The 21,904-nt window shown below is 45.8% G+C and carries 20 protein-coding genes and 1 tRNA gene; 8 read left to right on the top strand and 13 right to left on the bottom strand.

Annotated features, from left to right (window positions below; genetic code table 11):
* Nucleotides 1-21: 21 nt before the first annotated feature.
* The 4 genes from ICV39_RS05590 to ICV39_RS05605 all read right to left on the bottom strand — a co-directional run bounded on the left by ICV39_RS05590 (nt 22) and on the right by ICV39_RS05605 (nt 2,623).
* Nucleotides 22-750 (bottom strand): phosphoadenylyl-sulfate reductase, encoded by a 729-nt coding sequence (locus ICV39_RS05590; protein ID WP_215389174.1) that lies wholly within the window; start codon nt 748-750, stop codon nt 22-24.
* Complete coding sequence (locus ICV39_RS05595; RefSeq protein ID WP_215389175.1) at nt 747-1,541, bottom strand: sulfite exporter TauE/SafE family protein; 795 nt, start codon at nt 1,539-1,541, stop codon at nt 747-749. Before ICV39_RS05595 ends, ICV39_RS05590 begins: the two co-directional genes overlap by 4 nt.
* A 13-nt stretch (nt 1,542-1,554) precedes the next feature.
* Nucleotides 1,555-1,719, bottom strand: a complete 165-nt coding sequence (locus ICV39_RS05600; protein ID WP_173956168.1) for a hypothetical protein — start codon at nt 1,717-1,719, stop codon at nt 1,555-1,557.
* 127 nt (nt 1,720-1,846) lie between these two features.
* A complete protein-coding gene (locus ICV39_RS05605) occupies nt 1,847-2,623 on the bottom strand; it encodes a ferredoxin--NADP reductase (protein ID WP_215289257.1) in 777 nt (258 codons plus the stop codon).
* 163 nt (nt 2,624-2,786) lie between these two features.
* Here ICV39_RS05605 and ICV39_RS05610 point away from each other — a divergent pair, with 163 nt between their 5' ends.
* The gene (locus ICV39_RS05610) at nt 2,787-3,269 is read left to right on the top strand and encodes a disulfide bond formation protein B (protein ID WP_215389176.1); all 483 of its coding nucleotides are present in this window, start codon (nt 2,787-2,789) and stop codon (nt 3,267-3,269) included.
* Between the two features lie 77 nt (nt 3,270-3,346).
* Here the strand turns inward: ICV39_RS05610 and lysS are convergent, their stop codons facing one another.
* The 4 genes from lysS to ICV39_RS05630 all read right to left on the bottom strand — a co-directional run bounded on the left by lysS (nt 3,347) and on the right by ICV39_RS05630 (nt 8,775).
* Complete coding sequence (gene lysS, locus ICV39_RS05615) at nt 3,347-4,903, bottom strand: lysine--tRNA ligase (protein WP_215389177.1); 1,557 nt, start codon at nt 4,901-4,903, stop codon at nt 3,347-3,349.
* A gap of 12 nt (nt 4,904-4,915) precedes the next feature.
* Nucleotides 4,916-6,020 (bottom strand): peptide chain release factor 2 gene (gene prfB / locus ICV39_RS05620; RefSeq protein ID WP_215389178.1). Its coding sequence is split into 2 segments (ribosomal slippage): nt 4,916-5,947 and nt 5,949-6,020, totalling 1,104 coding nucleotides; the frame shifts between segments, so codons are not numbered across the junction.
* Nucleotides 6,021-6,055: 35 nt separating this feature from the next.
* Nucleotides 6,056-7,813, bottom strand: coding sequence for a single-stranded-DNA-specific exonuclease RecJ (gene recJ, locus ICV39_RS05625; RefSeq protein ID WP_215389179.1), 1,758 nt, complete (start codon nt 7,811-7,813; stop codon nt 6,056-6,058).
* Nucleotides 7,810-8,775 (bottom strand): hypothetical protein, encoded by a 966-nt coding sequence (locus ICV39_RS05630; RefSeq protein WP_251372632.1) that lies wholly within the window; start codon nt 8,773-8,775, stop codon nt 7,810-7,812. The genes recJ and ICV39_RS05630 overlap by 4 nt, the downstream gene beginning before the upstream one ends.
* A gap of 70 nt (nt 8,776-8,845) precedes the next feature.
* On the opposite strand from ICV39_RS05630, the gene ICV39_RS05635 reads away from it, so the two are divergent.
* From ICV39_RS05635 to ICV39_RS05650, 4 genes are all read left to right on the top strand, one after another.
* On the top strand, nt 8,846-10,105 hold the full coding sequence (locus tag ICV39_RS05635) for a lipoprotein-releasing ABC transporter permease subunit (protein WP_215390903.1): 1,260 nt from the start codon (nt 8,846-8,848) through the stop codon (nt 10,103-10,105).
* The gene (locus ICV39_RS05640) at nt 10,098-10,793 is read left to right on the top strand and encodes an ABC transporter ATP-binding protein (RefSeq protein ID WP_215389181.1); all 696 of its coding nucleotides are present in this window, start codon (nt 10,098-10,100) and stop codon (nt 10,791-10,793) included. Before ICV39_RS05635 ends, ICV39_RS05640 begins: the two co-directional genes overlap by 8 nt.
* A 10-nt stretch (nt 10,794-10,803) precedes the next feature.
* Nucleotides 10,804-11,640 (top strand): TatD family hydrolase, encoded by an 837-nt coding sequence (locus ICV39_RS05645; RefSeq protein ID WP_215390904.1) that lies wholly within the window; start codon nt 10,804-10,806, stop codon nt 11,638-11,640.
* A 64-nt stretch (nt 11,641-11,704) separates the two neighbouring features.
* Entirely contained in the window at nt 11,705-14,137 is a 2,433-nt protein-coding gene (locus ICV39_RS05650; RefSeq protein WP_256437488.1) for a DNA internalization-related competence protein ComEC/Rec2, read from the top strand.
* Nucleotides 14,138-14,142: 5 nt separating this feature from the next.
* Here the strand turns inward: ICV39_RS05650 and ICV39_RS05655 are convergent, their stop codons facing one another.
* Together ICV39_RS05655 and ICV39_RS05660 are read right to left on the bottom strand one after the other, a co-directional pair.
* On the bottom strand, nt 14,143-14,544 hold the full coding sequence (locus ICV39_RS05655) for a hypothetical protein (RefSeq protein WP_215389183.1): 402 nt from the start codon (nt 14,542-14,544) through the stop codon (nt 14,143-14,145).
* Between the two features lie 190 nt (nt 14,545-14,734).
* A tRNA-Met gene (locus ICV39_RS05660) sits at nt 14,735-14,811 on the bottom strand.
* 155 nt (nt 14,812-14,966) lie between these two features.
* On the opposite strand from ICV39_RS05660, the gene ICV39_RS05665 reads away from it, so the two are divergent.
* Genes ICV39_RS05665 through radA form a run of 3 tightly spaced genes read left to right on the top strand, consistent with a single transcriptional unit; the run spans nt 14,967 to nt 18,819 of the window.
* On the top strand, nt 14,967-16,910 hold the full coding sequence (locus tag ICV39_RS05665) for a potassium transporter Kup (RefSeq protein ID WP_371816524.1): 1,944 nt from the start codon (nt 14,967-14,969) through the stop codon (nt 16,908-16,910).
* A gap of 14 nt (nt 16,911-16,924) precedes the next feature.
* On the top strand, nt 16,925-17,416 hold the full coding sequence (locus ICV39_RS05670) for a hypothetical protein (RefSeq protein ID WP_251372633.1): 492 nt from the start codon (nt 16,925-16,927) through the stop codon (nt 17,414-17,416).
* Nucleotides 17,417-17,454: 38 nt separating this feature from the next.
* On the top strand, nt 17,455-18,819 hold the full coding sequence (radA, locus tag ICV39_RS05675; RefSeq protein ID WP_215389185.1) for a DNA repair protein RadA: 1,365 nt from the start codon (nt 17,455-17,457) through the stop codon (nt 18,817-18,819).
* Between the two features lie 22 nt (nt 18,820-18,841).
* Here radA and prmB read toward each other — a convergent pair whose 3' ends face one another.
* The 3 genes from prmB to dapD are packed head-to-tail and all read right to left on the bottom strand — an operon-like array spanning nt 18,842 to nt 21,779.
* Nucleotides 18,842-19,738: a 50S ribosomal protein L3 N(5)-glutamine methyltransferase gene (gene prmB / locus ICV39_RS05680; protein ID WP_215389186.1), complete on the bottom strand. Its 897-nt coding sequence runs from the start codon at nt 19,736-19,738 to the stop codon at nt 18,842-18,844.
* 40 nt (nt 19,739-19,778) lie between these two features.
* Complete coding sequence (dapE, locus tag ICV39_RS05685; RefSeq protein ID WP_215389187.1) at nt 19,779-20,930, bottom strand: succinyl-diaminopimelate desuccinylase; 1,152 nt, start codon at nt 20,928-20,930, stop codon at nt 19,779-19,781.
* Between the two features lie 21 nt (nt 20,931-20,951).
* A complete protein-coding gene (gene dapD, locus ICV39_RS05690) occupies nt 20,952-21,779 on the bottom strand; it encodes a 2,3,4,5-tetrahydropyridine-2,6-dicarboxylate N-succinyltransferase (protein ID WP_215389188.1) in 828 nt (275 codons plus the stop codon).
* Nucleotides 21,780-21,904: the final 125 nt, after the last annotated feature.

The following is a 21,904-nucleotide window of genomic DNA, read 5'->3' on the forward strand; positions in this document are numbered from 1 at the left end:
TAAGTTTTAATAATGAATACGTTATTTGTTGACGTGCAGTCCACACTCTTTGCTAGCGCTTTGTAGCCACCACCAGCGTCCAGCGCGGATATCCTCGCCTTGCTTTACTTGGCGGGTACAGGGCTCGCAGCCAATGCTGGGGTAACCCTTGAGGTGAAGAGGGTGTATAGGCACATTCTCTTGTTTGATGTAAGCCCAGATATCGGCTTCGCTCCAATCAAACAGTGGATTAAATTTAGCAATACCTCTTGCGTCATCTAACTCTTCAAGATTGAGTTCTGTGCGGGTAGTTGATTGTTCGCGACGTTGACCAGTAATCCAAGCATCTGCACCTTGTAATGCGGCGTTCAAAGGTTTGATTTTGCGTGCGCCGCAGCAGGCTTTTTTGGGTTCTTCACCATCATAAAAACCATTCATGCCATATTGATCGATGAATGCTTGAACATCGTTTTCTTGGGGATAGACTTTTTCAATCGTTACCCCGTAATGGTCTTCGGTAGTTTTAACCATGTCGACAGTCTCTTGATGAAGACGTCCTGTGGCTAATGTAAAAAGTTTGATGTTGGCTTTTGCTTTCTGAATAGCGTCAGTGACCACCATATCTTCTGCAGCAAGACTAGTAGCAAAGCGGACATCTGAAAATCGAGACGAAATATCAGATAGGCGTTTTATTAGCGAATTAGATTTTTTAGAAAATTCAGCAGGCGATATAGAGCTTTGCGGAATTGACCAAAATTTTGGTGCAATCATGATGAGACTAATTTAATTCCAACTAGAAATAGGGTGGCGGCCAATGTGGTTCTAGTTGCACGCTCGGAAAGGGTGCTCGATAGCTTTGCGCCCAACCAGATTGCTGGAACTGATCCAAGCAAAAGACCAAAAAGTAGATCAAAGTGAACATTTCCTAGCCACCAGTGGCCAAGACCAGCTAGCGCTGTAAGCGGAACTGCATAAGCAATATCTGTGCCTGCAACTTCAGATGGCTTGAGGTGTGGATATAGAGCCAAAATGAGGGTTGCGCCAATTGCGCCAGCGCCAATTGATGAAATAGTTACAAGAACTCCAATAACGGCGCCAACCGCAATAGTTGCAACCTTTAGGCGAGACCCACTTGGTAGAAATTTTGGGTTGTCCTGAACCCATTTAAGAATCTTTGCTCTAAATAGCAATGAAATTGCTGTTAATAAAACAGAGATGCCAATGGAGACGCTAATAAAGTGATTGAAATTTTTTGAAACTGGACCAACAAACTTCAACGTCAAAATCGAAATCACTGCGGTCGTTAAGCTACCAATGCATAGTAAGCGAACAATATCCCAGCGAACATTGCCATGCAATCTGTGTGCGGCTGTGCCAAACCCTTTTGTAATTGCCGCAAATGCAAGATCAGTTCCAACAGCAGTTGTTGGCGCTACGCCAAAAATAATGGTTAGGAGCGGTGTCATTAACGAGCCACCACCAACACCAGTCATGCCAACTAAAAGCCCAACAAGTGCGCCGGAAATAATGAATTGTGTGGAATCAATGAAATATTGAATCATGATTTATTCCTTATCAAGCAAAAGACTGTTCAAACTCTTCGAGCTTGATGGTGTTCATGAGAAATAGAATTTGACGCTGGAATTGCTTGCGTTCTGCGACCTTCTCATGTGGAAGGCGGTCATGTTCCCGAAGTAATTTAGTGATAACGGGGTTGTAATGCTCGCGAACGGGGGACATCGAAATTCCTTGGTAATAACTCGTTAAAGAGAATTTACCAAGGGTTCTATATATCTACAAGAAATATATAGCGATATTTATATTACTTTTGGATATAAAGAAACTGGCGGTAACTGAGTGGCTTGGGTTACTTCTCTACGAAGGCGCGCTCAAAGACGTAGTCACCCATTTGACCGAGGCTTGGTGAAACTTTGAAGCCTTTTGCATCCAACATTTCCGAGGTTTCTTTAAGCATGGATGGACTACCGCAGATCATTGCTCGATCAACTGCTGGATCTAGTGGCGGTAAGCCGATGTCTTTAAAGAGCTGACCTGATTCAATTGCAGTTGTTAGACGGCCAGTATGCTTAAACGCTTCACGCGTAACGGTTGGGTAATAGATGAGTTTTTCGCGAATCAGTTCGCCAAGGTATTCATCTTGGGTTAATTCATTTTTGATGTAGTCAGCATAAGCAAGCTCGCTCACCAAGCGAACGCCATGAATGAGAACTACTTTCTCAAATTTCTCATAAGTCTCTGGGTCGCGAATAATACTCATGAATGGAGCAAGGCCTGTGCCTGTGCTAAAGAGGTAGAGGTGCTTTCCAGGGTTGAGATCATCTAGCACCAAAGTGCCAACGGACTTTTCGCTTACAAGAATAGGGTCACCAACCTGAATCTTTTGCAGGCGAGATGTTAGTGGACCATCTTGAACTTTGATACTTAAAAATTCCAAGTGCTCTTCGTAGTTGGGGCTTGCTACGCTATATGCGCGAACCAGGGGTTTGCCTTCAACTTCCAGCCCGATCATTAGGAAATGTCCACTGCGAAAGCGTAAGCCTTTATTGCGGGTTGTTGTAAAACTAAATAAGGTGTCGTTCCAGTGGTGAACGGTTAAAACGGTTTCAGTGTGATATGCGGCCATGACAAGCGTAATAAATATTGCAAAACCTTGATTATCCTCATTATTTGACTACTTTCGAAGTGTTTGATGAATTAACTTTTTATATTTAGTCAACTTTTGGTAATAAAGAGTATGAAAACGATGAGTTTGCGCTCATATTTAGGTAGCCAGCTATCATTTGCATATGACTCGATCCCAATACCTATATCTATCTCTGTTAAGCCTTTGTTTGGTTGTCTTCGCGGTTATCTTGCAGCAAACAGGGTATCAAGGCGTTTCGTTTTTGCCTTGCCCCCTCTGTATCTTGCAGCGAATTGGCTATCTGGGAATCGCTGTCTTTTGCTTCTTGGCCGTTGGGGTAAATCCATTGAGAAAACTTTTTCATGGCCTAGCGACATTGTCGGCTGCTTATGGATTTTCAGTGGCAGCTCGCCAGGTGTGGCTGCTGTCTCATCCCGAAAATTCGTGTGGCATTGATCCGTTGGAGACATGGATTAACCAATTTCAATTGACTCAAGGTCTTCCGTGGTTATTTAAAGCGGATGGACTTTGCTCCGCAAAATTGCCAGCGATTTTGGGTTTGCAAGTGCCGGAGTGGTCATTATTTTGGTTTGGAGTGATCTTTATTATTTTGCTAATTGGTTTCTTTAGAAAAGTTAGGATCTAAATTAGCTTGAAATTAAAAAGGCACCATTTGGTGCCTTTTTAATTCTCTATAGATTGAAGTCTGTAAATATGACTTACTTACTCTTCTTCGCGACGCAAGTGTGGGAATAGAATCACGTCACGAATATTCGGTGCATCAGTCAGGAGCATAACCAGACGGTCAATACCGATGCCGCAACCGCCTGTAGGAGGCATGCCGTATTCGAGTGCGCGAATAAAGTCGTGATCAAAGTACATTGCCTCTTCATCGCCGGCTTCCTTCTGTTCTACCTGCTTGCGGAAACGATTGGCTTGATCTTCAGCATCATTCAGTTCTGAGAAGCCGTTAGCAATCTCGCGACCAGTTATGAACAGCTCAAAGCGCTCGGTGATGCCTGGGCGACTATCCGATTCTCTTGCGAGAGGGCTGACTTCGATTGGGTAATCAATGATATAAGTTGGCTCCCAAAGGTGTTCCTCAGCAACAAGTTCAAATAAAGCTAACTGCAATGCACCTATACCTGCGTTTTTGAGGGTTGGGGAGTCTGGATTCTCGCCACCTTTTTTCAGTTCCGCACGAATAAATGCGGCATCCTCAAGTTGGGCGGGGTCATAGCTTTTGCCTGACTGGCCGCAGTACTTCAAAATGGCTTCATTGATGGTTAAGCGTTGGAAGGGCTTGCTTAAATCAAGTTCACGTCCTTGATGGGTTAGCACTGCGGTACCTTGCGCATCAATTGCTGCGGCACGAATTAAACCTTCTGTGAAATCCATCAACCAGCGGTAATCTGTGTATGCCGCATAGAACTCCATCATGGTGAATTCTGGATTGTGGCGAGGACTTACGCCTTCATTGCGGAAGTTGCGGTTAATTTCAAATACGCGTTCGAAGCCACCTACTACTAAACGCTTTAAGTAAAGCTCTGGAGCGATACGCAAGAACATTTGCATGTCCAAAGCATTGTGGTGGGTAATAAATGGTTTAGCTGCTGCGCCACCGGGAATGGGGTGAAGCATCGGCGTCTCAACTTCCATGAAGTCAGCATCAAGCATATGGCGACGCAGGGAAGCAATAGCCTTGCTACGCGCTTTAAAGGTATTACGGCTTTCTGGGTTAACAATCAGATCAACATAACGCTGGCGATATTTTGTTTCTAAATCAGAGAGGCCATGAAATTTATCGGGCAAAGGACGTAATGATTTGCTCAATAAACGTAATTGATTGCATTCAACAGAAAGTTCGCCCTTATTGGTTTTAAAGAGATTGCCTTCTGCGGAAATAAAGTCACCCATATCCCAGTGCTTGAAAGCGCCATGGGTATCTGCACCAGTGAGTTCATCGTTAATGTAAAACTGAATCTGTCCGCTACGGTCCTGAATGGTGGCAAAGCTGGCCTTACCCATCACGCGTTTCAGTACCATACGCCCAGCTACCTTCACATGAATCTTTTTCTCTGCAAGCTCTTCTTTGGTCAGGCTATCGTAGTGAGCATGAAGATCTGCCGCTAAATGGGTTGGCACAAAATCATTGGGGAAGGCAACTCCATTTGAGCGAAGTTTCGCTAGCTTCTCGCGACGTTCAGCGATGATGTGATTTTCATCAACCGCTTCGGTTGCTGGAGCTTGGGTGTTGGCTGAATTTGTTTTATCGTTCATATTCTTGATTAATTAAACGCCTTGCTTCAGGCTGGCTTCAATAAATGCATCGAGATCTCCATCTAATACTTTTTGAGTATTCGAAATCTCAACGTTGGTGCGTAAGTCTTTAATGCGGCTCTGATCCAAAACATAGGAGCGAATTTGGTGACCCCAGCCCACATCGGTTTTGCTAGCTTCCAACTTATCTTGCTCAGCTCGACGCTTTTGCATTTCATGTTCGTAGAGACGAGACTTGAGCATGCTCATGGCTTCTGCGCGGTTGCGATGTTGGCTGCGATCGTTTTGGCACTGCACCACAATTCCAGTTGGAACGTGCGTTAATCGCACGGCAGAGTCGGTTTTATTAATATGCTGACCGCCAGCGCCTGACGCACGATAGGTGTCGGTACGAATATCAGCAGGATTCACTTCAATTTCGATGGAATCATCAATCTCTGGATAGACATAGATCGAGGCAAAGGAGGTGTGACGACCGTTAGACGAGTCGAAAGGAGATTTGCGCACTAAGCGATGCACGCCTGTTTCAGAGCGCAGATGTCCGTAAGCATACTCGCCGTCGACTTTGATCGTTGCGCTCTTGATGCCTGCAACATCGCCATCGGATTCTTCCAGAATTTCCGTTTTGTAGCCTTTGCGTTCACAATACTTTAAGTATTGACGATAAAGCATGCTTGCCCAATCGCAGGCTTCAGTGCCACCTGCACCAGCTTGAATATCAATAAAGCAGTTACATGAATCCATCTCATTGTGGAACATGCGGCGGAACTCAAGATCATTAATGATCTTGCTATAACTCTCTACATCTTTCTCGATAGCAGCGATTGTCTCGAAATCACTCTCTTCTTTAGCCATATCGAATAGTTCGATAGCGCCAGTGATATTGGTATTGAGATCGGTGAGTGTGGAAACCACGCCATCAAGCAATTTCTTTTCTTTGCCTAAGGCTTGTGCTTTCTTTTGGTCATCCCAGATGCTAGGGTCTTCTAGGATGGAGTTAACTTCAGTGAGACGACGAGACTTTACTTCGTAGTCAAAGATACCCCCGAAGGGCTTGCTCGCGGGTGAGCAGATCGGACAAGGTATTTGAGATGGTGTTTAGTTGTTCAGCTTCCATCCCCTGATTATAAGGGGGTTATTCCAATTGCCCCCTCAGCCGGCTGGGCTTTCATCATGAGCTTCAATCATCAGTTGGACTCGAGCTTGTCCTTGATAGCGATCGGTCACGAGACGGTACGCAAGCTTGGCTTGGCTGGGTAGGCTTTGGGTGCGATTAAACCAAACGGCTGTTAGTGGTTTGGTAGGGGCTAGATTTGAGTCGCCGCTCAATGGCTTTACCAATAAACGCAGATGTTTTTCTTTCATCAAGCTCTGTTGAGTAATTTCAAAGTCGCCATAGAAAATGGGCTGTGGAAATCCTTGGCCCCAGATTTCATCGGCAAGAAGGTCGCCAATTTCAGGGGTAAATTCAGATGGAAGGAGGGCACCATCGTGAATATGCTGTCGCTCTAGTAACTCTGCGCTTAGTAAGCTATTGGCAACTTCCTGGAAGCACATATCAAAACGATCAAAATCACTTTTTCGGATAGTCAGGCCTGCAGCCATCGCGTGCCCGCCAAACTTTAGGATCAAGCCAGGTTCTTTTTTCGAGACAATATCCAAGGCATCACGCAAATGAAATCCTGTTAAGGATCGTCCTGAGCCTCGCAATTCATCACCGGTATTGCCATCAGGTGCAAAGATAATAGCTGGGCGATTAAAACGTTCTTTTAAGCGTGATGCCACGATACCAACAACACCTTGGTGCCATTCCGGATTCCATAAGCAAATACTAGAGCGCTGCGCCATCGTGCCCGATAGTTGGTCTTCAGAGAGGTATGCAAGAGCGGTTTCTTGCATACCCGTTTCGATCACGCGTCGCTCTCGATTGATGCGATCAAGCTCTTGGGCAAGACTCAAAGCTTCATCCGTGCTATCAGTTAATAACAGGCGAATACCTAGTGTCATGTCTGCAAGCCGCCCCGCGGCATTAAGTCTTGGCCCAATGGCAAAACCAAGGTCAAAGGTATTGGCTTTGCGGAGATCTCGAGTCGCCACTTGGAAGAGCGCTTGCATTCCAGGTTGCGATATACCAGCACGCATACGCTTTAATCCATTAGAAACCAATATCCGATTATTGCGATCCAATTGTGCAACGTCTGCGACAGTACCAAGCGCCACCAAATCTAATAGGTTCTCTAATTTGGGCTGCGTCTCGTTGGTAAATTTGCCGCGTTTACGCAATTCCGCACGAAGCGCTACCAATACATAAAACATTACTCCAACACCTGCTAAGGCTTTACTTGGGAACGTGCAGTTCGGTTGATTGGGATTCACAATAGCCGCCGCATTGGGTAGCTTGTCGCCAGGCAAATGATGGTCAGTCACAATCACAGCCATGCCTAATTCATTAGCGCGATCAACCCCCGCTTCGCTAGCAATGCCGTTATCGACAGTAATTAAATATTTCGGTTTTGGGATTTGTTGAGCAGCTAACTCGACGACATCAGGCGTTAAGCCGTAACCCATCGTAAAACGATTTGGTACTAAAAACTGAATGGGTGTATCCGCTCCGCCAAGCATTCTAAGGCCGCGCAGACCGACGGCGCAGGCAGTTGCCCCATCACAGTCATAGTCTGCAACGATCAGCATTGGCTCTTTTTTTTCCAAAATATCGGCGAGTAAAGACGCGGTACTGATGCAATTTTTTAGATCATTTGGGGAGAGCAGGTTTTTTAGTTCAAGAGAAAGTTCCTCGGGAGATTCCACGCCCCGTGCTGCGTACAGCCTAGCTAATAGTGGATGCAAGTCACTTTGTTCTAGCCAAGCAGCAGCCCTCTCTGAAAAAGATCGTTTAGAAAAAGAACTCACGATTGAATTGCATCTTTCCAAGTTAGGACTTCTGGCTTTCTCCAGAACATCCAAGATTTCTTCTGAATATCATGCAAGGTAAATACCCGCTCTCGAGTTCTACCTTCGGGAAAATCAATGATCATCACTTCATCTAGTTGCTTATTTAGGAATTGATTGACCAACTGAGGCCAAAGAGCTTCTGGCTTATCTAGCCAAGCAAAAGCGCCATCGAGACTTGCGGTAGAGACCGAGTTGCTAAATTGAATGCCGCAGAATTTAGCAAGCCCCGATAGTAATGGGTGTTGACCAACTATCTTGCTAGCTTGTCCAAACACTAGTGGTACTTTGACATCCCTTAGTCTGCCAATTCCACTAATCCAAATGGAGTTGATGCTTGGCAAGCCTCTTGCTTGACGTTCCTCGTTTACGGAATCGATATGCCAAAGCATTTGAATTTCATTTTGTAATTTGCGCCAACGCTTCGCGATACCTTGCTCATGCGTGTCATGGGGCATCCACCAATCAATATTGCGACCTTGTGCTTGATCAACGCTGTAGCTAGCTAACTTATTAAATGGTCCAACTGGAATGAACCAGTAGTGTTGATTATGAAATAGCACCTGATGCTCAAAGTCTTCTTGAAGCAAAGGTAGCGCCACATTGAGTAATTGCGTTGATTCAGTTTCTGTCAGATCAATCTGATTCTGACCCATCAAAATCAGGTGATCTCGCGTAGCATGCAAATGAACTGGCTGTAAGCATGCGATTTCTAGATTGGGATCAAAGTTTATTGTGGACTGCCCCAAAAGAAGAATCGGTGCAAGCGGTACCTGGTCACCCAGTAGATAGCGCTCATGTGGCAACCCCTGGCGAGCTTGATTGTCGTCTTGTTCGTCCAAGACATCCTCCCCCGTTAGCATCAGGGTAAAGCGTCTTGGCTGGTCTTGGGTATTTTGAGCTTGCGCTGAATTCTGAGTCATCCCCCTAATTTTAGGTGGCATTTGGAGTTTCCATCAGTTTGCGCTCGCAATTGTCTAAACTGTGGCTATGTTGAGATTTCCAATCGATCTAGAAATTGGCTTGCGCTATACCCGCTCCAAGCGCCGGAAGGCTGTTGGCAAGCGTGATGGCTTCCTTTCCTTTATTTCAGGGATTTCTACTGCCGGCATCGCTTTAGGAGTTGCTTCCTTAATTGTGGTTTTGTCAGTGATGAATGGTTTTCAGAAAGAGGTGCGTGATCGCATGCTATCCGTGCTTTCACATGTCGAGATTACTGCGCCGGATGGCTTGGCAAATTGGGAGTCACTTGCCCAAAAGCTTGGTAAAGAGCCTCACGTTGTTGGAGTTGCGCCGATGGTGAGCTCACAAGGGTTGCTCACTCGCGATAACGTCATGCGTGGCGTTGCTATTCGTGGAATTGCTCCAAGCGAGGAAGGAAAGGTTTCCGATCTTCCAAAACAATTTATCGCCGGAAATATTAACGATCTTCAGCCAGGCAGTTTTGGCGTTGCATTAGGTGCGCAATTGGCATCTATCGTTGGCGCCCGTATTGGTGATCGAATTAATTTAATTGTTCCTGAGAGTGATTTAACTCCAGCAGGTGCAATGCCAAGAATGCGCACTCTTCAGGTAGTAGGCATTGTGGATAGTGGTCATTATGAATACGATAGCTCTCTGGCGATCATGCATTGGAGAGATGCAGCGGCCTTATTGCGATTGCATGATCCATCGGGTTTGCGCATCAAAGTAGATGATATGCAGCGCGCTCCTGAAGTTGCGGCTGAGCTTGCCTCCGTAGTCCCTCAGGCCTTGTGGGTTACAGATTGGTCCCGATCTAACCGCAATTGGTTTGCAGCAGTACAAACTGAAAAGAAGATGATGTTCATCATCCTGACACTCATTATTGCTGTCGCTGCATTTAACCTAGTTTCTACCCTGGTGATGACTGTCAATGAGAAGCAGGCTGATATCGCAATCCTCAGAACCATGGGTGCGAGCCCAGGATTAATACAGAGAATATTTTTAGTTCAGGGATTGGCGATTGGTTTAATGGGATCACTGGCTGGTGTTGGTCTTGGCTTATTAATTGCATGCAATATTGATGTCATTGTTCCAGCGATTGAAGCAATCTTCCGAGTGCGGTTCTTGCCACGCGAGGTGTACTTTATTAGTGAACTGCCATCAGATGTGCGCATGGGTGATGTGGTTACTGTGGGATTAATGGCTTTCGGCCTATCGGTTTTAGCCACCTTATATCCAAGTCGTCGTGCTGCGAAGATTAAGCCAGCGGAGGCGCTGCGCTATGAGTAATTTAAATAGCCCAGTATTGCTGGCGAAAGGCCTAGCTAAAACTTATGGTCAAGGCCCAACCGCTGTTGAGGTGCTCAAGGCGGTTGATCTAAGCGTAGCCAATTCAGAAAAAGTTGCCATAGTGGGTTCATCTGGTTCGGGCAAGAGTACTTTGCTACATTTATTAGGGGGCTTAGATACCCCTAGTGCTGGCTCAGTACTTCTTGGTGGTGCAGATATCAATCGACTCTCAGTTGCCAAGTTGGATAAATTGCGCAACCAGAATTTAGGATTCATTTATCAATTTCATCATCTCTTGGATGAATTCAGCGCGGTAGAAAATGTTGCCTTATTGCTTCGGATTCGTGGCTTAAGCAATGAAGAATCGATGGATCGCGCTAGTCAGATGCTCAAAGCAGTTGGTTTAGCTAATCGCGAGCTTCATACTCCTGCAGAGCTATCGGGTGGAGAGCGTCAGCGTGTTGCCGTGGCTAGAGCCTTGGTGGGTAATCCAAGTTGTGTATTGGCTGATGAGCCTACAGGAAATTTGGATACTGAAACTGCTGATGGCGTATTCGATTTAATGTTGGATATCGCTCGCGAGCAAGGCACCGCCTTTGTAATTGTGACTCATGATCCAGTTCGCGCTCAACGTTGTGATCGGATTTTGCATTTAGAGCGCGGAGTACTCAATACCTTTGAGCAGTAATTTCGCTCCCATGTGGATTGATACGCACTGCCATTTAGATGCACCAGAGTTCTCATCATCTTTGGCGGAAATCATTGCCGCATCGAGAGAAAAGGATGTGCGAGCAATTCTTTTGCCCGCAGTGAAGGTGGCAGATACACAGCACGTGCAGTTCCTTGTCTCTCAATACAGCAAAGAAATTCCAGGGTTGGTTTATACCTTAGGTATTCACCCTCTATACACCAATCAAGCGCATGAGACTGATCTCAATTTATTAGGAGAGCAGATTAGTAAAGCCCTCACCGATCCGAGATTTGTTGGGGTTGGAGAAATTGGCCTGGATTATTTTGTTGAGGGCTTGGATCCTCATAAGCAAGAGCATTTCTTTCATGCGCAACTAGATTTGGCAGAACAATTTGAGTTACCTGTCATATTGCATGTGCGCCGTTCGCAAGACGCTGTATTAAAAGCTTTGCGCCGACGCAAAATACCAGGAGGTATTGCGCATGCATTTAATGGTAGCCTTCAACAGGCGGAACAATTTATCGAGCTTGGTTTCAAGTTAGGCTTTGGTGGGGCGGCAACTTATGAACGTGCATTACAAATTCGTAGATTACTAAAAGAATTGCCGCTAGAGTGTATTGTTACCGAGACCGATGCGCCAGATATTCCGCCAGCTTGGTTGAAGGCTGAAAATTTAGCATTTAATGAACCTGCTTTCCTACCCAGAATCGCCAAAGAACTCGCAGTCATTCGCGGCGTGAATGATTTGGAGTTTGCCTCAGCGGTTTGGCGTAATGCCCTGCAGGTTTTACCTCGCTGGTCGGCGCTCTGTGCTGACAATCCAACCCTAAACTTAGCCTCCTAAATCATTGCGCTTAGCAATTACGGCATTTATTGCCGGGGGATCGCTCCTTTTTCTTTTGCCGCAGGTGCCATCTCAATGGCATTGGGCTTCTGGTGGGGTCGCCATCTTTTGTATGTTGCTTATTTGTTTGATTCAGCAGATCAGGTGGGTGCGATATTTTTTGATTTGCACATTGCTATTTAATTTCGGTTTTGCATGGAATGCGTACTATGCCGATGGTCGTTTGCAAAATATTCTTGCCCAAGAGTTGGAGGGTGAAGAATTAAGTATTAAGGGCAGAGTGATTGGTTTGCCTCAGGGTGGTGATACTGGCGCAAAGTTTGCTTTTGAAATCACACAGATGCTTCTTAGAGGTGAAAGCAAGACCCAATTCCCGCAACAAATTTATCTTAGCTGGCAACCTGCTTGGAGAAGCTATCAAATCATTCCAGAAATTATTCCTGGCCAATGTTGGAAATTCAAGGTGAAACTCAAAAGGCCTTATGGGTCTTTAAATCCTTATACCTTTGATTTTGAGCGCTGGGCTTTTCATCAAAACTTTGGAGCAAGCGGATCGGTTAGATCAGGCGAATTGTTGACGGTAAAGGAGATTGGCTTAACCGAATTTTCTTTGCAAATGGAACTAGCACGTTATAAGTTGCGCAAAAAAATTAAATCAGCTTTATCACCAGATGCGCGCTATGCAGGTGTGATTATTGCTCTCGTAATGGGTGATCAAAATGCGATTCATCAAGATGATTGGGGTGTATTTAATGCAACTGGGATTGGTCATTTGATTTCAATATCTGGCTTACATGTCACCATGTTAGCTGGTGTTGGGGCAGCTTTGGCCGCATTTTTTTGGAGGCGTAGATCTTTGCCGCTACTGCTTCCTGTGGGTAAGGTTGCAGCATTGTCTGGTTTTTTGACTGCGTTTATATACGCATGGCTAGCTGGGTTTCAGATACCAGCTCAAAGAACCATGTATATGGTTGGGGTGGTTGCATTTGCCCTATGGACTGGCAGAAACCCAAGATCATTTGATATTTGGTGGTGGGCGCTAGTATTTGTTTTGTTGATTGACCCGATGGCACCTTACACCCCAGGGTTTTGGCTATCGTTTGGCGCAGTGGCTGCCATCCTATACGCCATGAAAGACTCTTCTGGTTTGCTTGGCGTCCCTACGGGTAGAGAGTTAGAGGCGCCATTGATATCGCGACTTCTGCAAGCATGTCGTGAGGCTTGTCGAGTACAGGCTGTTGTAACCATTGCCCTCTTGCCGATAACGCTATTTTGGTTTTATCAAGTGTCGATAGTTTCGCCACTAGCCAATGCTTTTGCAATTCCTGTGGTGAGTTATATCGTTACTCCTTTGGCAATTGCTGGAGCGTTGTTACCAGAATTTTTGGGTAAGTGGCTTCTAATTCCAGCTCACGCAGTGATGGAGTGCTTGGCAACCTTATTAGAATGGATGGCAAGTTGGGATTGGGCTGTGGTGTGGTCAAGCCAGCCTATGTGGTGGATTTTGGCTCCATCAATCATAGGAATAATTTATGCCATTCGACCTGGTGAGTTGTCGTCGTCTTGGCGGTCAAGGTTATGCGTGCTAATACCAACCGCAATACTTTTTATGCCTTGGCCTCATTTCATGGGCAATAACTTAAGGTCGGGTGAATTCAGGGCGACGGTCCTGGATATTGGTCAAGGCACCACAGTCCTAGTTGAAACCGCGAGCAAAAGCTTGCTCTATGACACTGGGCCTATACAAGGCAAAGAAGATGACGCTGGGCAGCGAACTATATTGCCATATTTGCGAGGCAGAGGAATTGCTCAAATTGATCGCATGGTAATAAGCCATAGCGATAGCGACCATGTGGGCGGCGCCGCTTCATTGCTAAAGAAAATTACATTTAACGAAATGATGGGTTCTTTGCCAAGCGATAACCCGCTATTACTCAATTTAGGCTTAAGAAAGGTTCCAAGTATTCCTTGTCGTTATGGCCAGCGGTGGACTTGGGATTGGGTAGAATTTGTGATTTGGCATCCACATGAATCCACTAACTTTCAAAAACAATACCCCTTGAAGCCAAATGAAATGAGTTGTGTTCTAGAGGTGCGTAATAAAGATCACTCTTTCTGGTTGACTGGTGATGTAGAGCGTCAAGGTGAAACTGAAATTACTGAGCGTTTAGATGCAGAGATGCTGAGAGACATTGGGGATCGACAAATTATTTTTATGGCGCCACACCATGGCAGCAAAACTTCATCATCAATGGAGTTATTAAACGCCTTAGGACCAGATATTGCGTTTGCTCAAAATGGTTATCGCAACCGCTATGGGCATCCACATCCAACGGTTACAGCCAGATATAAGGGTCTCGGGATCCCGTTCTATCAAACTCCAGAAACGGGTGCGCAGATATGGTTTTTTAAGAGCCTAAAAGAATCTCAGTTGATACCGCTTTTCTGGAGGGATGCGGCAAAAAGGCTGTGGCATCGCAATTCTGCAATCAATTGAATTCTCTATGAAGATTTTCTTTTCACAGTCATTGGACATGTTGCCCTAAAAAGTTCATTTTTAATAAATATGGGTTTACCACTTGAGTTATCAACGCCAATAAGAACAAGCACTTCGCTCAATGAATAGTCGCCTGTATTGTAGACAAGCTGTTCTTTGCTACGTTGTTGATCGGGCAATTCGGTCTCTTTGTAACAAGTAAGCTGTGTGCCTTCCTTTACGCAACTTCTTTGTGTCATTTGATTGGAATCAATTTCATAGCGCCTGTTTTGTCTTGATGTTTTGGATGAGGATCCTGATGCTGAGATCTCAATAAGCGTACCTTCACAATCAAGCGAGTAGGAAGTCTCGTTGTTCCTAGAGCAAGCCATCAAGCAAAAAACAATAAGTAGAAATATTTTTTTCATGTTTGCCCTCTAAGACATTAGTGGGGTGATAGTCATACTTATGCGTACAAGGATAACTACTGATGTCGTTGCTAAGGGTAAAAACTGAGATGCTACCTTGTGGCGCCGAGCGTTGTCTGTACCAAATTAAGAGCGTGGGAGCCTAAAAAGCAAAAAGCCCTTAAAAATTAAGGGCTTAGCGTATGATATTTGGTTGCGGGGGCAGGATTTGAACCTACGACCTTCGGGTTATGAGCCCGACGAGCTGCCAGACTGCTCCACCCCGCGTCTGAGACTAAGATTCTACCATTTTTTGCAGTGCAGTGTCGAGCTATTCCTGTAAATAAGGCTCAAATAAGCGGTTTTTTGCTAAAAATTCTAAATTTAGGGCTTCCTTTAAAGGAGTAACATATTGCCACGCAATATCACGCTAGGATTTATCCATGTCAGTTAGCAATCCAGAATTCTCGCAATCTTCCTTATTGAGACCAGTCGAGATTACTAGGGGGAATTCGCCACATAAAAAAGGTGCTTCACTCGCATTAATGCTCGCGGCAATTGGGGTGGTATTCGGCGACATCGGAACAAGTCCACTTTACGCTCTAAAAGAATGCTTTAGCCCTGATCACGGAATTCCATTTTCGGCAGACGCCGTCTATGGTGTTATTTCAATGGTGTTTTGGGCATTTGCCATTGTTGTATCTCTTAAATATGTGTTGTTTGTGATGCGCGCAAACAATCATGGCGAGGGCGGAATTTTGGCACTCATGGCATTGGCTCTGAGGACGGCGCCGACGGGTTCTAAGAGGTCCTTGCTCATCATCATGGCTGGCGTTTTTGGGGCCTGCATGTTTTATGGTGACGCCATCATTACTCCAGCAATATCAGTGCTATCAGCAGTTGAAGGTTTGGAGGTAATTTCCCCTGACCTAACGCGCTATGTAATGCCAATCACCATCGTGATTTTGGTTGCCTTATTTGTTATTCAGAAAACAGGCACAGATGTAGTTGGTAAATTGTTTGGTCCGATTATGGTCGCTTGGTTTTTGGTAATTGGTGTCATGGGCATTTATCAGGTCCTTCAGCATCCCGCAATTTTTGCCGCGATTAATCCTATCTATGCAATCCAATTTATGGATGAGCATGCGCTGCAAGGTTTTATTGTTTTAGGCGCGGTATTTTTGGTGCTGACGGGTGCTGAGGCACTGTACGCCGACATGGGCCATTTTGGTGTGAAGCCAATTCGCATGGGTTGGTTTTTTATCGTAATGCCATGTTTGTTGCTCAACTATTTTGGTCAGGGTGCGATGTTTCTAAATAACCCTGAAACGATTAGCAATCCATTCTTCTTGATGGTCCCGGAAGTTTTTGTTTTGCCTTTGGTGTTATTGGCTACTGCTGCAACCGTGATTGCTTCGCAAGCGGTGATCTCAGGCGCGTTCTCCATGACAAGTCAGGCAATTTTGCTGGGTTTTGTACCGCGCATGAAGGTTCGCCATACCTCTGATCGTGAGATTGGCCAGATTTATATGCCTTTAGTGAATTGGATGCTGCTTATATTGGTGGTGGCAGTCGTTCTGGCGTTTAAGAAGTCCGAAAACTTGGCGGCTGCATATGGAATCGCCGTAACAACTACCATGATTGTGACTACATTCTTGGCTGCAATTGTGATGCGGGTAGTGTGGCGCTGGAATCCAATATTTGTGACTTTGGTTATTAGTGCTTTCTTGGCCGTAGACCTTGCATTTTTAACGGCCAACCTCTTGAAGATCATGGAGGGCGGCTGGTTCCCGCTATTGCTTGGCTCTGCCTGTTTCTTGTTATTGATGACCTGGTATCAGGGTCGTAAGATATTGCGTCAGAATGCGATGAATAATGGTATTGAACTCAAGAGTTTTATTGAGGCTCTGATGACGCATCCTCCCCATCGTGTGGAAGGCACCGCCGTATTTTTAACTGCTCACGTAGATTATGTGCCGGTGTCTTTCTTGCACAACCTGAAGCACAACCACGTGCTACATGAAAGAGTCTTCTTTTTGAAGGTTAGCATCTGGGACGTTCCTTATGTGAAAGATGATGAGCGAATTACTTTGCGTGATTTAGGTAATGGCGTTTATGTGGTTCGCGCTGTATATGGATTTAATGAGACGCCAGACATGGGCCAAATCATCGAATTGATTGAGAAATCATCGGATCTGAAATTCGATTTGATGAACACTTCATTCTTCCTTTCTCGAGACACCATTGTTTCAACTGAAATTCCGGGTATGGCAATGTGGCGCGAGCGTTTGTTCTGTTGGATGTATCAAAACGCTGGCCGTCAGTCTGACTTTTTTAAGATTCCGACCAACCGTTTGGTGGAATTGGGTGCCAAGGTAGAAATTTGAGAAAAGATCTGCCCTTGAAATCCAAGTTTTTCATTGCCCTTTTTCTGTTGGTCAGTTCCATTAGTGGAGTAGTGCTTGCTACTCCAGCTGAAGAGGCTGAACTGGAGCAATTAAATAAGATCGAGCAGGAGTTGGAGCTGCAACGTGATTGGGCTAAGTATCGCTGGGGTAAAGCGCAAACTGATTGCTATCAAAATTACTGGGTCAATTACTGCTTGCGAAGTGCGCGAGCTGAGTACCGAAAGGAAATTGATCCCATTAGCGAGCAAGAACGTGCCTTGCATGAAGTGCAACGTAAGTTACGCAAGAGCATCAAGGATCAAGAAGATCAAAAGCGTGCTGCAGAGCGTGCTTCCCCAGAAAAAGCTGCCGAACGCGCTGACAATCAACGTGAGTTTGAAGAAAAGCAAAAAGCATCAGCTGCTAGAGCGGCAGATCTAGAGCAACGTCGTAAAGATGCGCCTAAGCGTGCTCAAGAAAATAAAGCTGGCACACAACTTGATTAAGTTCTTTTCCTTTATTCTGATATTTGATTGAGTCATCCTTGGCTAAAGTAAAAACGGTTTATATCTGTCAGTCCTGCGGTGGCACTTCAGCGAAGTGGCAGGGCCAATGTCCATCTTGCCAGTCTTGGAATACGATGGAAGAGGGTCTGCCAGAGTCAACTTCGAATTCTCGATTTCAGGGTTTGGCTCAATCTTTGCCTAGACAAAAGCTCTCGGCGATTACTGCTGAAGATTTACCAAGATTTAGTACTGGTGTAGAAGAGTTTGATCGCGTATTGGGCGGTGGATTAGTGCCTGGTGGCGTTGTACTCTTGGGCGGTGATCCTGGTATTGGTAAATCCACTCTGCTATTACAAGCCCTTGCAGAGATGAGTGCCGCTGGCATGAACGTTCTCTACAGTAGTGGCGAAGAATCCGCTGCTCAAATTGCTTTGCGCGCGAAGCGGATTGCACTTGATGCTCCGCAATTAGAAGTCCTGGCGGAAATTCAGTTGGAGAAACTGATTTCAATCATGGATACCGTTAAGCCGCAAGTTTTGGTGGTTGACTCGATTCAAACTTTGTACTCTGAAGTATTAAGTTCAGCGCCAGGCTCAGTTGCTCAAGTAAGAGAGTGTGCGGCTCAATTAACCAGGGCGGCTAAAGCCAGTGGTATCTGTGTGTTGATGGTGGGGCATGTCACTAAAGATGGCCATTTGGCTGGTCCAAGAGTGCTGGAGCACATAGTTGATACCGTCCTGTACTTTGAGGGTGATACACATTCCTCATTTCGTTTGATTCGTTCCATTAAAAATCGTTTTGGCGCAGTCAACGAACTAGGTGTATTTGCAATGACTGAAAAAGGTTTGCGAGGTGTTGCGAACCCTTCAGCGATTTTCTTATCGCAACACGAGCAAATGGTTCCGGGTGCCTGTGTATTAGTAACGCAAGAGGGGAGTAGACCCCTGTTGGTTGAGATTCAAGCGCTTGTGGATACTGCGCATGTTCCCAACCCTCGTCGCTTAGCCGTTGGTTTAGAGCAGGCACGCTTAGCCATGTTGTTGGCGGTCTTGCACCGTCATGCTGGAGTAGCCTGTTTTGATCAAGATGTATTTCTGAATGCGGTAGGTGGGGTAAAGATTTCAGAGCCGGCTGCTGACTTGGCTGTACTGCTTGCAATTCAGTCCTCTATTCGTAATCGCGCACTACCAAAAGAGTTGATTGTGTTTGGCGAAGTGGGTTTAGCGGGAGAGATTCGCCCATGTCCGCGAGGTCAAGAGCGTCTAAAGGAAGCGGCAAAGCTAGGTTTCACAATTGCAATTATTCCTAAGGCGAATATGCCAAAGACAAAAATTGCGGGTCTGAGAGTGATTCCTGTAGAGCGAATTGATCAGGCGATTGCTGCAGCTGCAGAGTTAAGTTAATAGATTCTCTAGGTAAACTGAGTTAGCGCAAATCTTCCGCTTGAATGAGTAGTACTTGCTCTTCACCAGCGGATACTTCCATCCAAATAGCAGGTATTTGAGGAAACGCTTTTTTGAAGTTCTCATACTCATTGCCGATTTCAATCAGAATCGCACCGCGCTCAGAGAGATAGTCTGGTGCGCCAGCAATAATGCGTCTAATGAGATCCATGCCATCGTCTCCGCCAGCAAGCGCTAATGAAGGCTCAGCGTGATATTCGGCTGGGAGAACTTTCATAGAATCAGCGTTTACGTAGGGTGGATTGCAAATAATCAAGTCAAATAGATTATCTTCGTTTGGTTCTGGCAAAGCTTCCCATAGATCGCCTTCTAATAATTCCACCTGAGTACCTAAGCCATGGCGATCAACGTTGCGAGCCGCCACTGAGAGTGCGGGCAAGCTAATGTCGCACGCGCTGACATGAATGTCTGGGCATGAAAGCGCCAATAAGATTGCTAGCGATCCATTGCCAGTGCAAAGATCCAAGACTTTTCCATCCGCAGGAAGCCAGGGCTCTAATGAGCCATCAACAATGAGCTCTGCAATCCAAGAGCGCGGAACAATGCTTTGTTCGCTACAGAAAAATGGAACCCCCATCAACCACGCTTCACCAAGAATATAAGCGAGTGGCTTACGGGAAGTGATGCGTTCATCTGCAACTGCTAATGCTTGTTGATGTTGCTCGCTAGTCAGGATTTGATCTAAATGGTCAAGTGCATCAGCAGGACTCTGTTCTAATTGTTTGCTAACAATCCAAAGGGCTTCACTTTGCGGATCAATGGCACCATGCCCGTAATGTAAATTTGCGGCTTCTAATTTTTGACTGATAAGTTCAATCGATTGATTGACTGAAAGGGCTTGTGAAGGCTCAGGGTCCATGATGGATCAGGTTGTAGTTGGGAGAGAATGAAAGTTGGGCTTAAGCAATGAGTTGCTCAAGTGTTTTGCGATAGATATTTTTGAGTGGCTCAACATCATCAACGTTTACGCACTCATCGATTTTGTGGCTAGTAGCATTTAGAGGTCCAAATTCCACAACTTCTTTGCAGACCTTGGCGATAAAGCGACCATCACTGGTGCCGCCAGTTGTAGAGAGCTCAGTATCCACTTGGGTTTCAGATTTGATTGCTTTGCGCAATGCGCCTGCTAAATCGCCATCGCCTGTAATAAATGGACTGCCACCCAGAACCCAATCAATTTCGAAATCCAAGCCAGCATCACTCAAGATTTTTTCTAGACGCTCGCGCAATTGCTCGGGCTTACTCTCTGTGGAGAAGCGGAAGTTAAAGTCGACCACTAATTCACCGGGAATGACATTGTTTGCTCCGGTGCCAGCATGCACATTAGAAATTTGAAAGCTGGTTGGTTGGAAATATTCATTTCCTTTATCCCATTCAGTTTTAACTAAAGCGGTAAGTGCTGGCGCTGACAAATGAATAGGGTTTTTGCCAAGGTGAGGGTAGGCAATGTGAGCCTGAATTCCTTTGACCTTTAATTTGCCAGACAGAGATCCACGGCGACCATTCTTAATCATGTCGCCTAATCGATCCACTGAAGTGGGCTCACCGATCACGCAGTAATCTAATCGCTGACCCTGTTTTTGGAGGCGCTCACACATAATCACGGTGCCATCGTTAGCCGGACCTTCTTCATCGCTAGTAATCAGAAAGGCAATCGAGCCCTGGTGATCTGGATGTGAGGTGACAAACTCTTCTGTGGCAACAACGAAGCCAGCGAGAGATGTTTTCATATCAGCAGCACCTCGACCATATAGCTTGCCATCACGAATGCTTGGTGTGAATGGATCACTAGTCCATTTTTCTAGTGGGCCAGTTGGGACAACGTCAGTATGGCCGGCAAACATGAGCACTTTGCCTTGATCGCCAGCTTTACCCTTCTTAATTGCCCATAAGTTTGTGACTTGAAAATTTTCAGGACCACTGACAACGCTTTCTGTATGAAAGCCAATGGCTTGCAAGCGTTTGGCAATTAAGTCTTGGCAGCCGCCATCCGCCGGAGTGACGGAACGACATGCAATGAGAGCTTCAGTTAGCTCAAGGGCGGCGCTCATAAGTAAGTGTCAGAAGTTAAATTAGTCGCGAAGCAATTCGTTGATGGCGGTTTTTGCTCGGGTTTGAGCATCTACTTTTTTCACAATCACAGCGGCATATAGGCTGTACTTGCCGCATGCGGAAGGAAGTGAGCCAGGTACAACCACCGAGCCTGCTGGAACGCGACCGTAGTGCACTTCACCAGTCTCTCGATCGTAAATCTTGGTGCTTTGGCCAATATAGACGCCCATGGAGAGAACAGCGTTTTCTTCAATCACTACGCCCTCCACCACTTCGGAGCGGGCGCCAATAAAGCAGTTGTCTTCAATAATGACTGGGCCAGCTTGAATTGGCTCCAATACGCCGCCGATTCCAACACCCCCAGATAGGTGAACATTTTTACCAATTTGAGCGCAAGAGCCAACGGTTGCCCAGGTATCAACCATGGTGCCCTCGCCAACATAAGCGCCAATATTGACGTAGGAAGGCATCAATACGGCATTTTTACCAATAAAAGATCCGCGACGAGCGACTGCCGGCGGAACCACGCGGAAGCCACCTGCGGCAAAGTCAGCGGCTGTATACCCCTCAAACTTGCTTGGAACCTTATCGTAGAACTGGGTATAACCCCCGGCGCTCATCGGAATATTGTCTTCTAAGCGGAAAGAAAGTAGTACAGCCTTCTTAACCCATTGATTTACTTCCCACTTACCCACATCACGGCGCTCAGCAACTCGAATACTGCCATTATTCAGGCCCTCCAAGACCGCATTTACGGCGCTACGGACATCTCCAGGAACGCTGTTTGGTGAAAGGTTTGCGCGGTTTTCCCAGGCTTGTTCAATGATGTTTTGTGGTGATTGGCTCATGCTTTTTGGTTAACTATCAGATTGTTAAGGGATTTTGCCCCTGAAGGTAGATTTATCATTATATCGATGGGGCAAAAACCCGTCTAAGTAGCCCCAAGCTTGCTATCATCTTCCCACTTTAGATG

The organism is Polynucleobacter sp. MWH-UH25E (assembly GCF_018687095.1).
Taxonomy (GTDB): domain Bacteria; phylum Pseudomonadota; class Gammaproteobacteria; order Burkholderiales; family Burkholderiaceae; genus Polynucleobacter.

What these genes read in the sequence shown, in the direction of transcription:
- ICV39_RS05655 (WP_215389183.1), bottom strand. Translation starts at nt 14,544, where the DNA reads ATGAAAAAAATATTTCTACTTATTGTTTTTTGCTTGATGGCTTGCTCT.
- ICV39_RS05610 (WP_215389176.1), top strand. Translation starts at nt 2,787, where the DNA reads ATGACTCGATCCCAATACCTATATCTATCTCTGTTAAGCCTTTGTTTG.
- dapE (WP_215389187.1), bottom strand. Translation starts at nt 20,930, where the DNA reads ATGAGCGCCGCCCTTGAGCTAACTGAAGCTCTCATTGCATGTCGTTCC.
- ICV39_RS05605 (WP_215289257.1), bottom strand. Translation starts at nt 2,623, where the DNA reads ATGGCCGCATATCACACTGAAACCGTTTTAACCGTTCACCACTGGAAC.
- ICV39_RS05595 (WP_215389175.1), bottom strand. Translation starts at nt 1,541, where the DNA reads ATGATTCAATATTTCATTGATTCCACACAATTCATTATTTCCGGCGCA.
- ICV39_RS05600 (WP_173956168.1), bottom strand. Translation starts at nt 1,719, where the DNA reads ATGTCCCCCGTTCGCGAGCATTACAACCCCGTTATCACTAAATTACTT.
- dapD (WP_215389188.1), bottom strand. Translation starts at nt 21,779, where the DNA reads ATGAGCCAATCACCACAAAACATCATTGAACAAGCCTGGGAAAACCGC.
- ICV39_RS05665 (WP_371816524.1), top strand. Translation starts at nt 14,967, where the DNA reads ATGTCAGTTAGCAATCCAGAATTCTCGCAATCTTCCTTATTGAGACCA.
- lysS (WP_215389177.1), bottom strand. Translation starts at nt 4,903, where the DNA reads ATGAACGATAAAACAAATTCAGCCAACACCCAAGCTCCAGCAACCGAA.
- prmB (WP_215389186.1), bottom strand. Translation starts at nt 19,738, where the DNA reads ATGGACCCTGAGCCTTCACAAGCCCTTTCAGTCAATCAATCGATTGAA.
- ICV39_RS05645 (WP_215390904.1), top strand. Translation starts at nt 10,804, where the DNA reads ATGTGGATTGATACGCACTGCCATTTAGATGCACCAGAGTTCTCATCA.
- ICV39_RS05590 (WP_215389174.1), bottom strand. Translation starts at nt 750, where the DNA reads ATGATTGCACCAAAATTTTGGTCAATTCCGCAAAGCTCTATATCGCCT.
- ICV39_RS05630 (WP_251372632.1), bottom strand. Translation starts at nt 8,775, where the DNA reads ATGACTCAGAATTCAGCGCAAGCTCAAAATACCCAAGACCAGCCAAGA.
- ICV39_RS05640 (WP_215389181.1), top strand. Translation starts at nt 10,098, where the DNA reads ATGAGTAATTTAAATAGCCCAGTATTGCTGGCGAAAGGCCTAGCTAAA.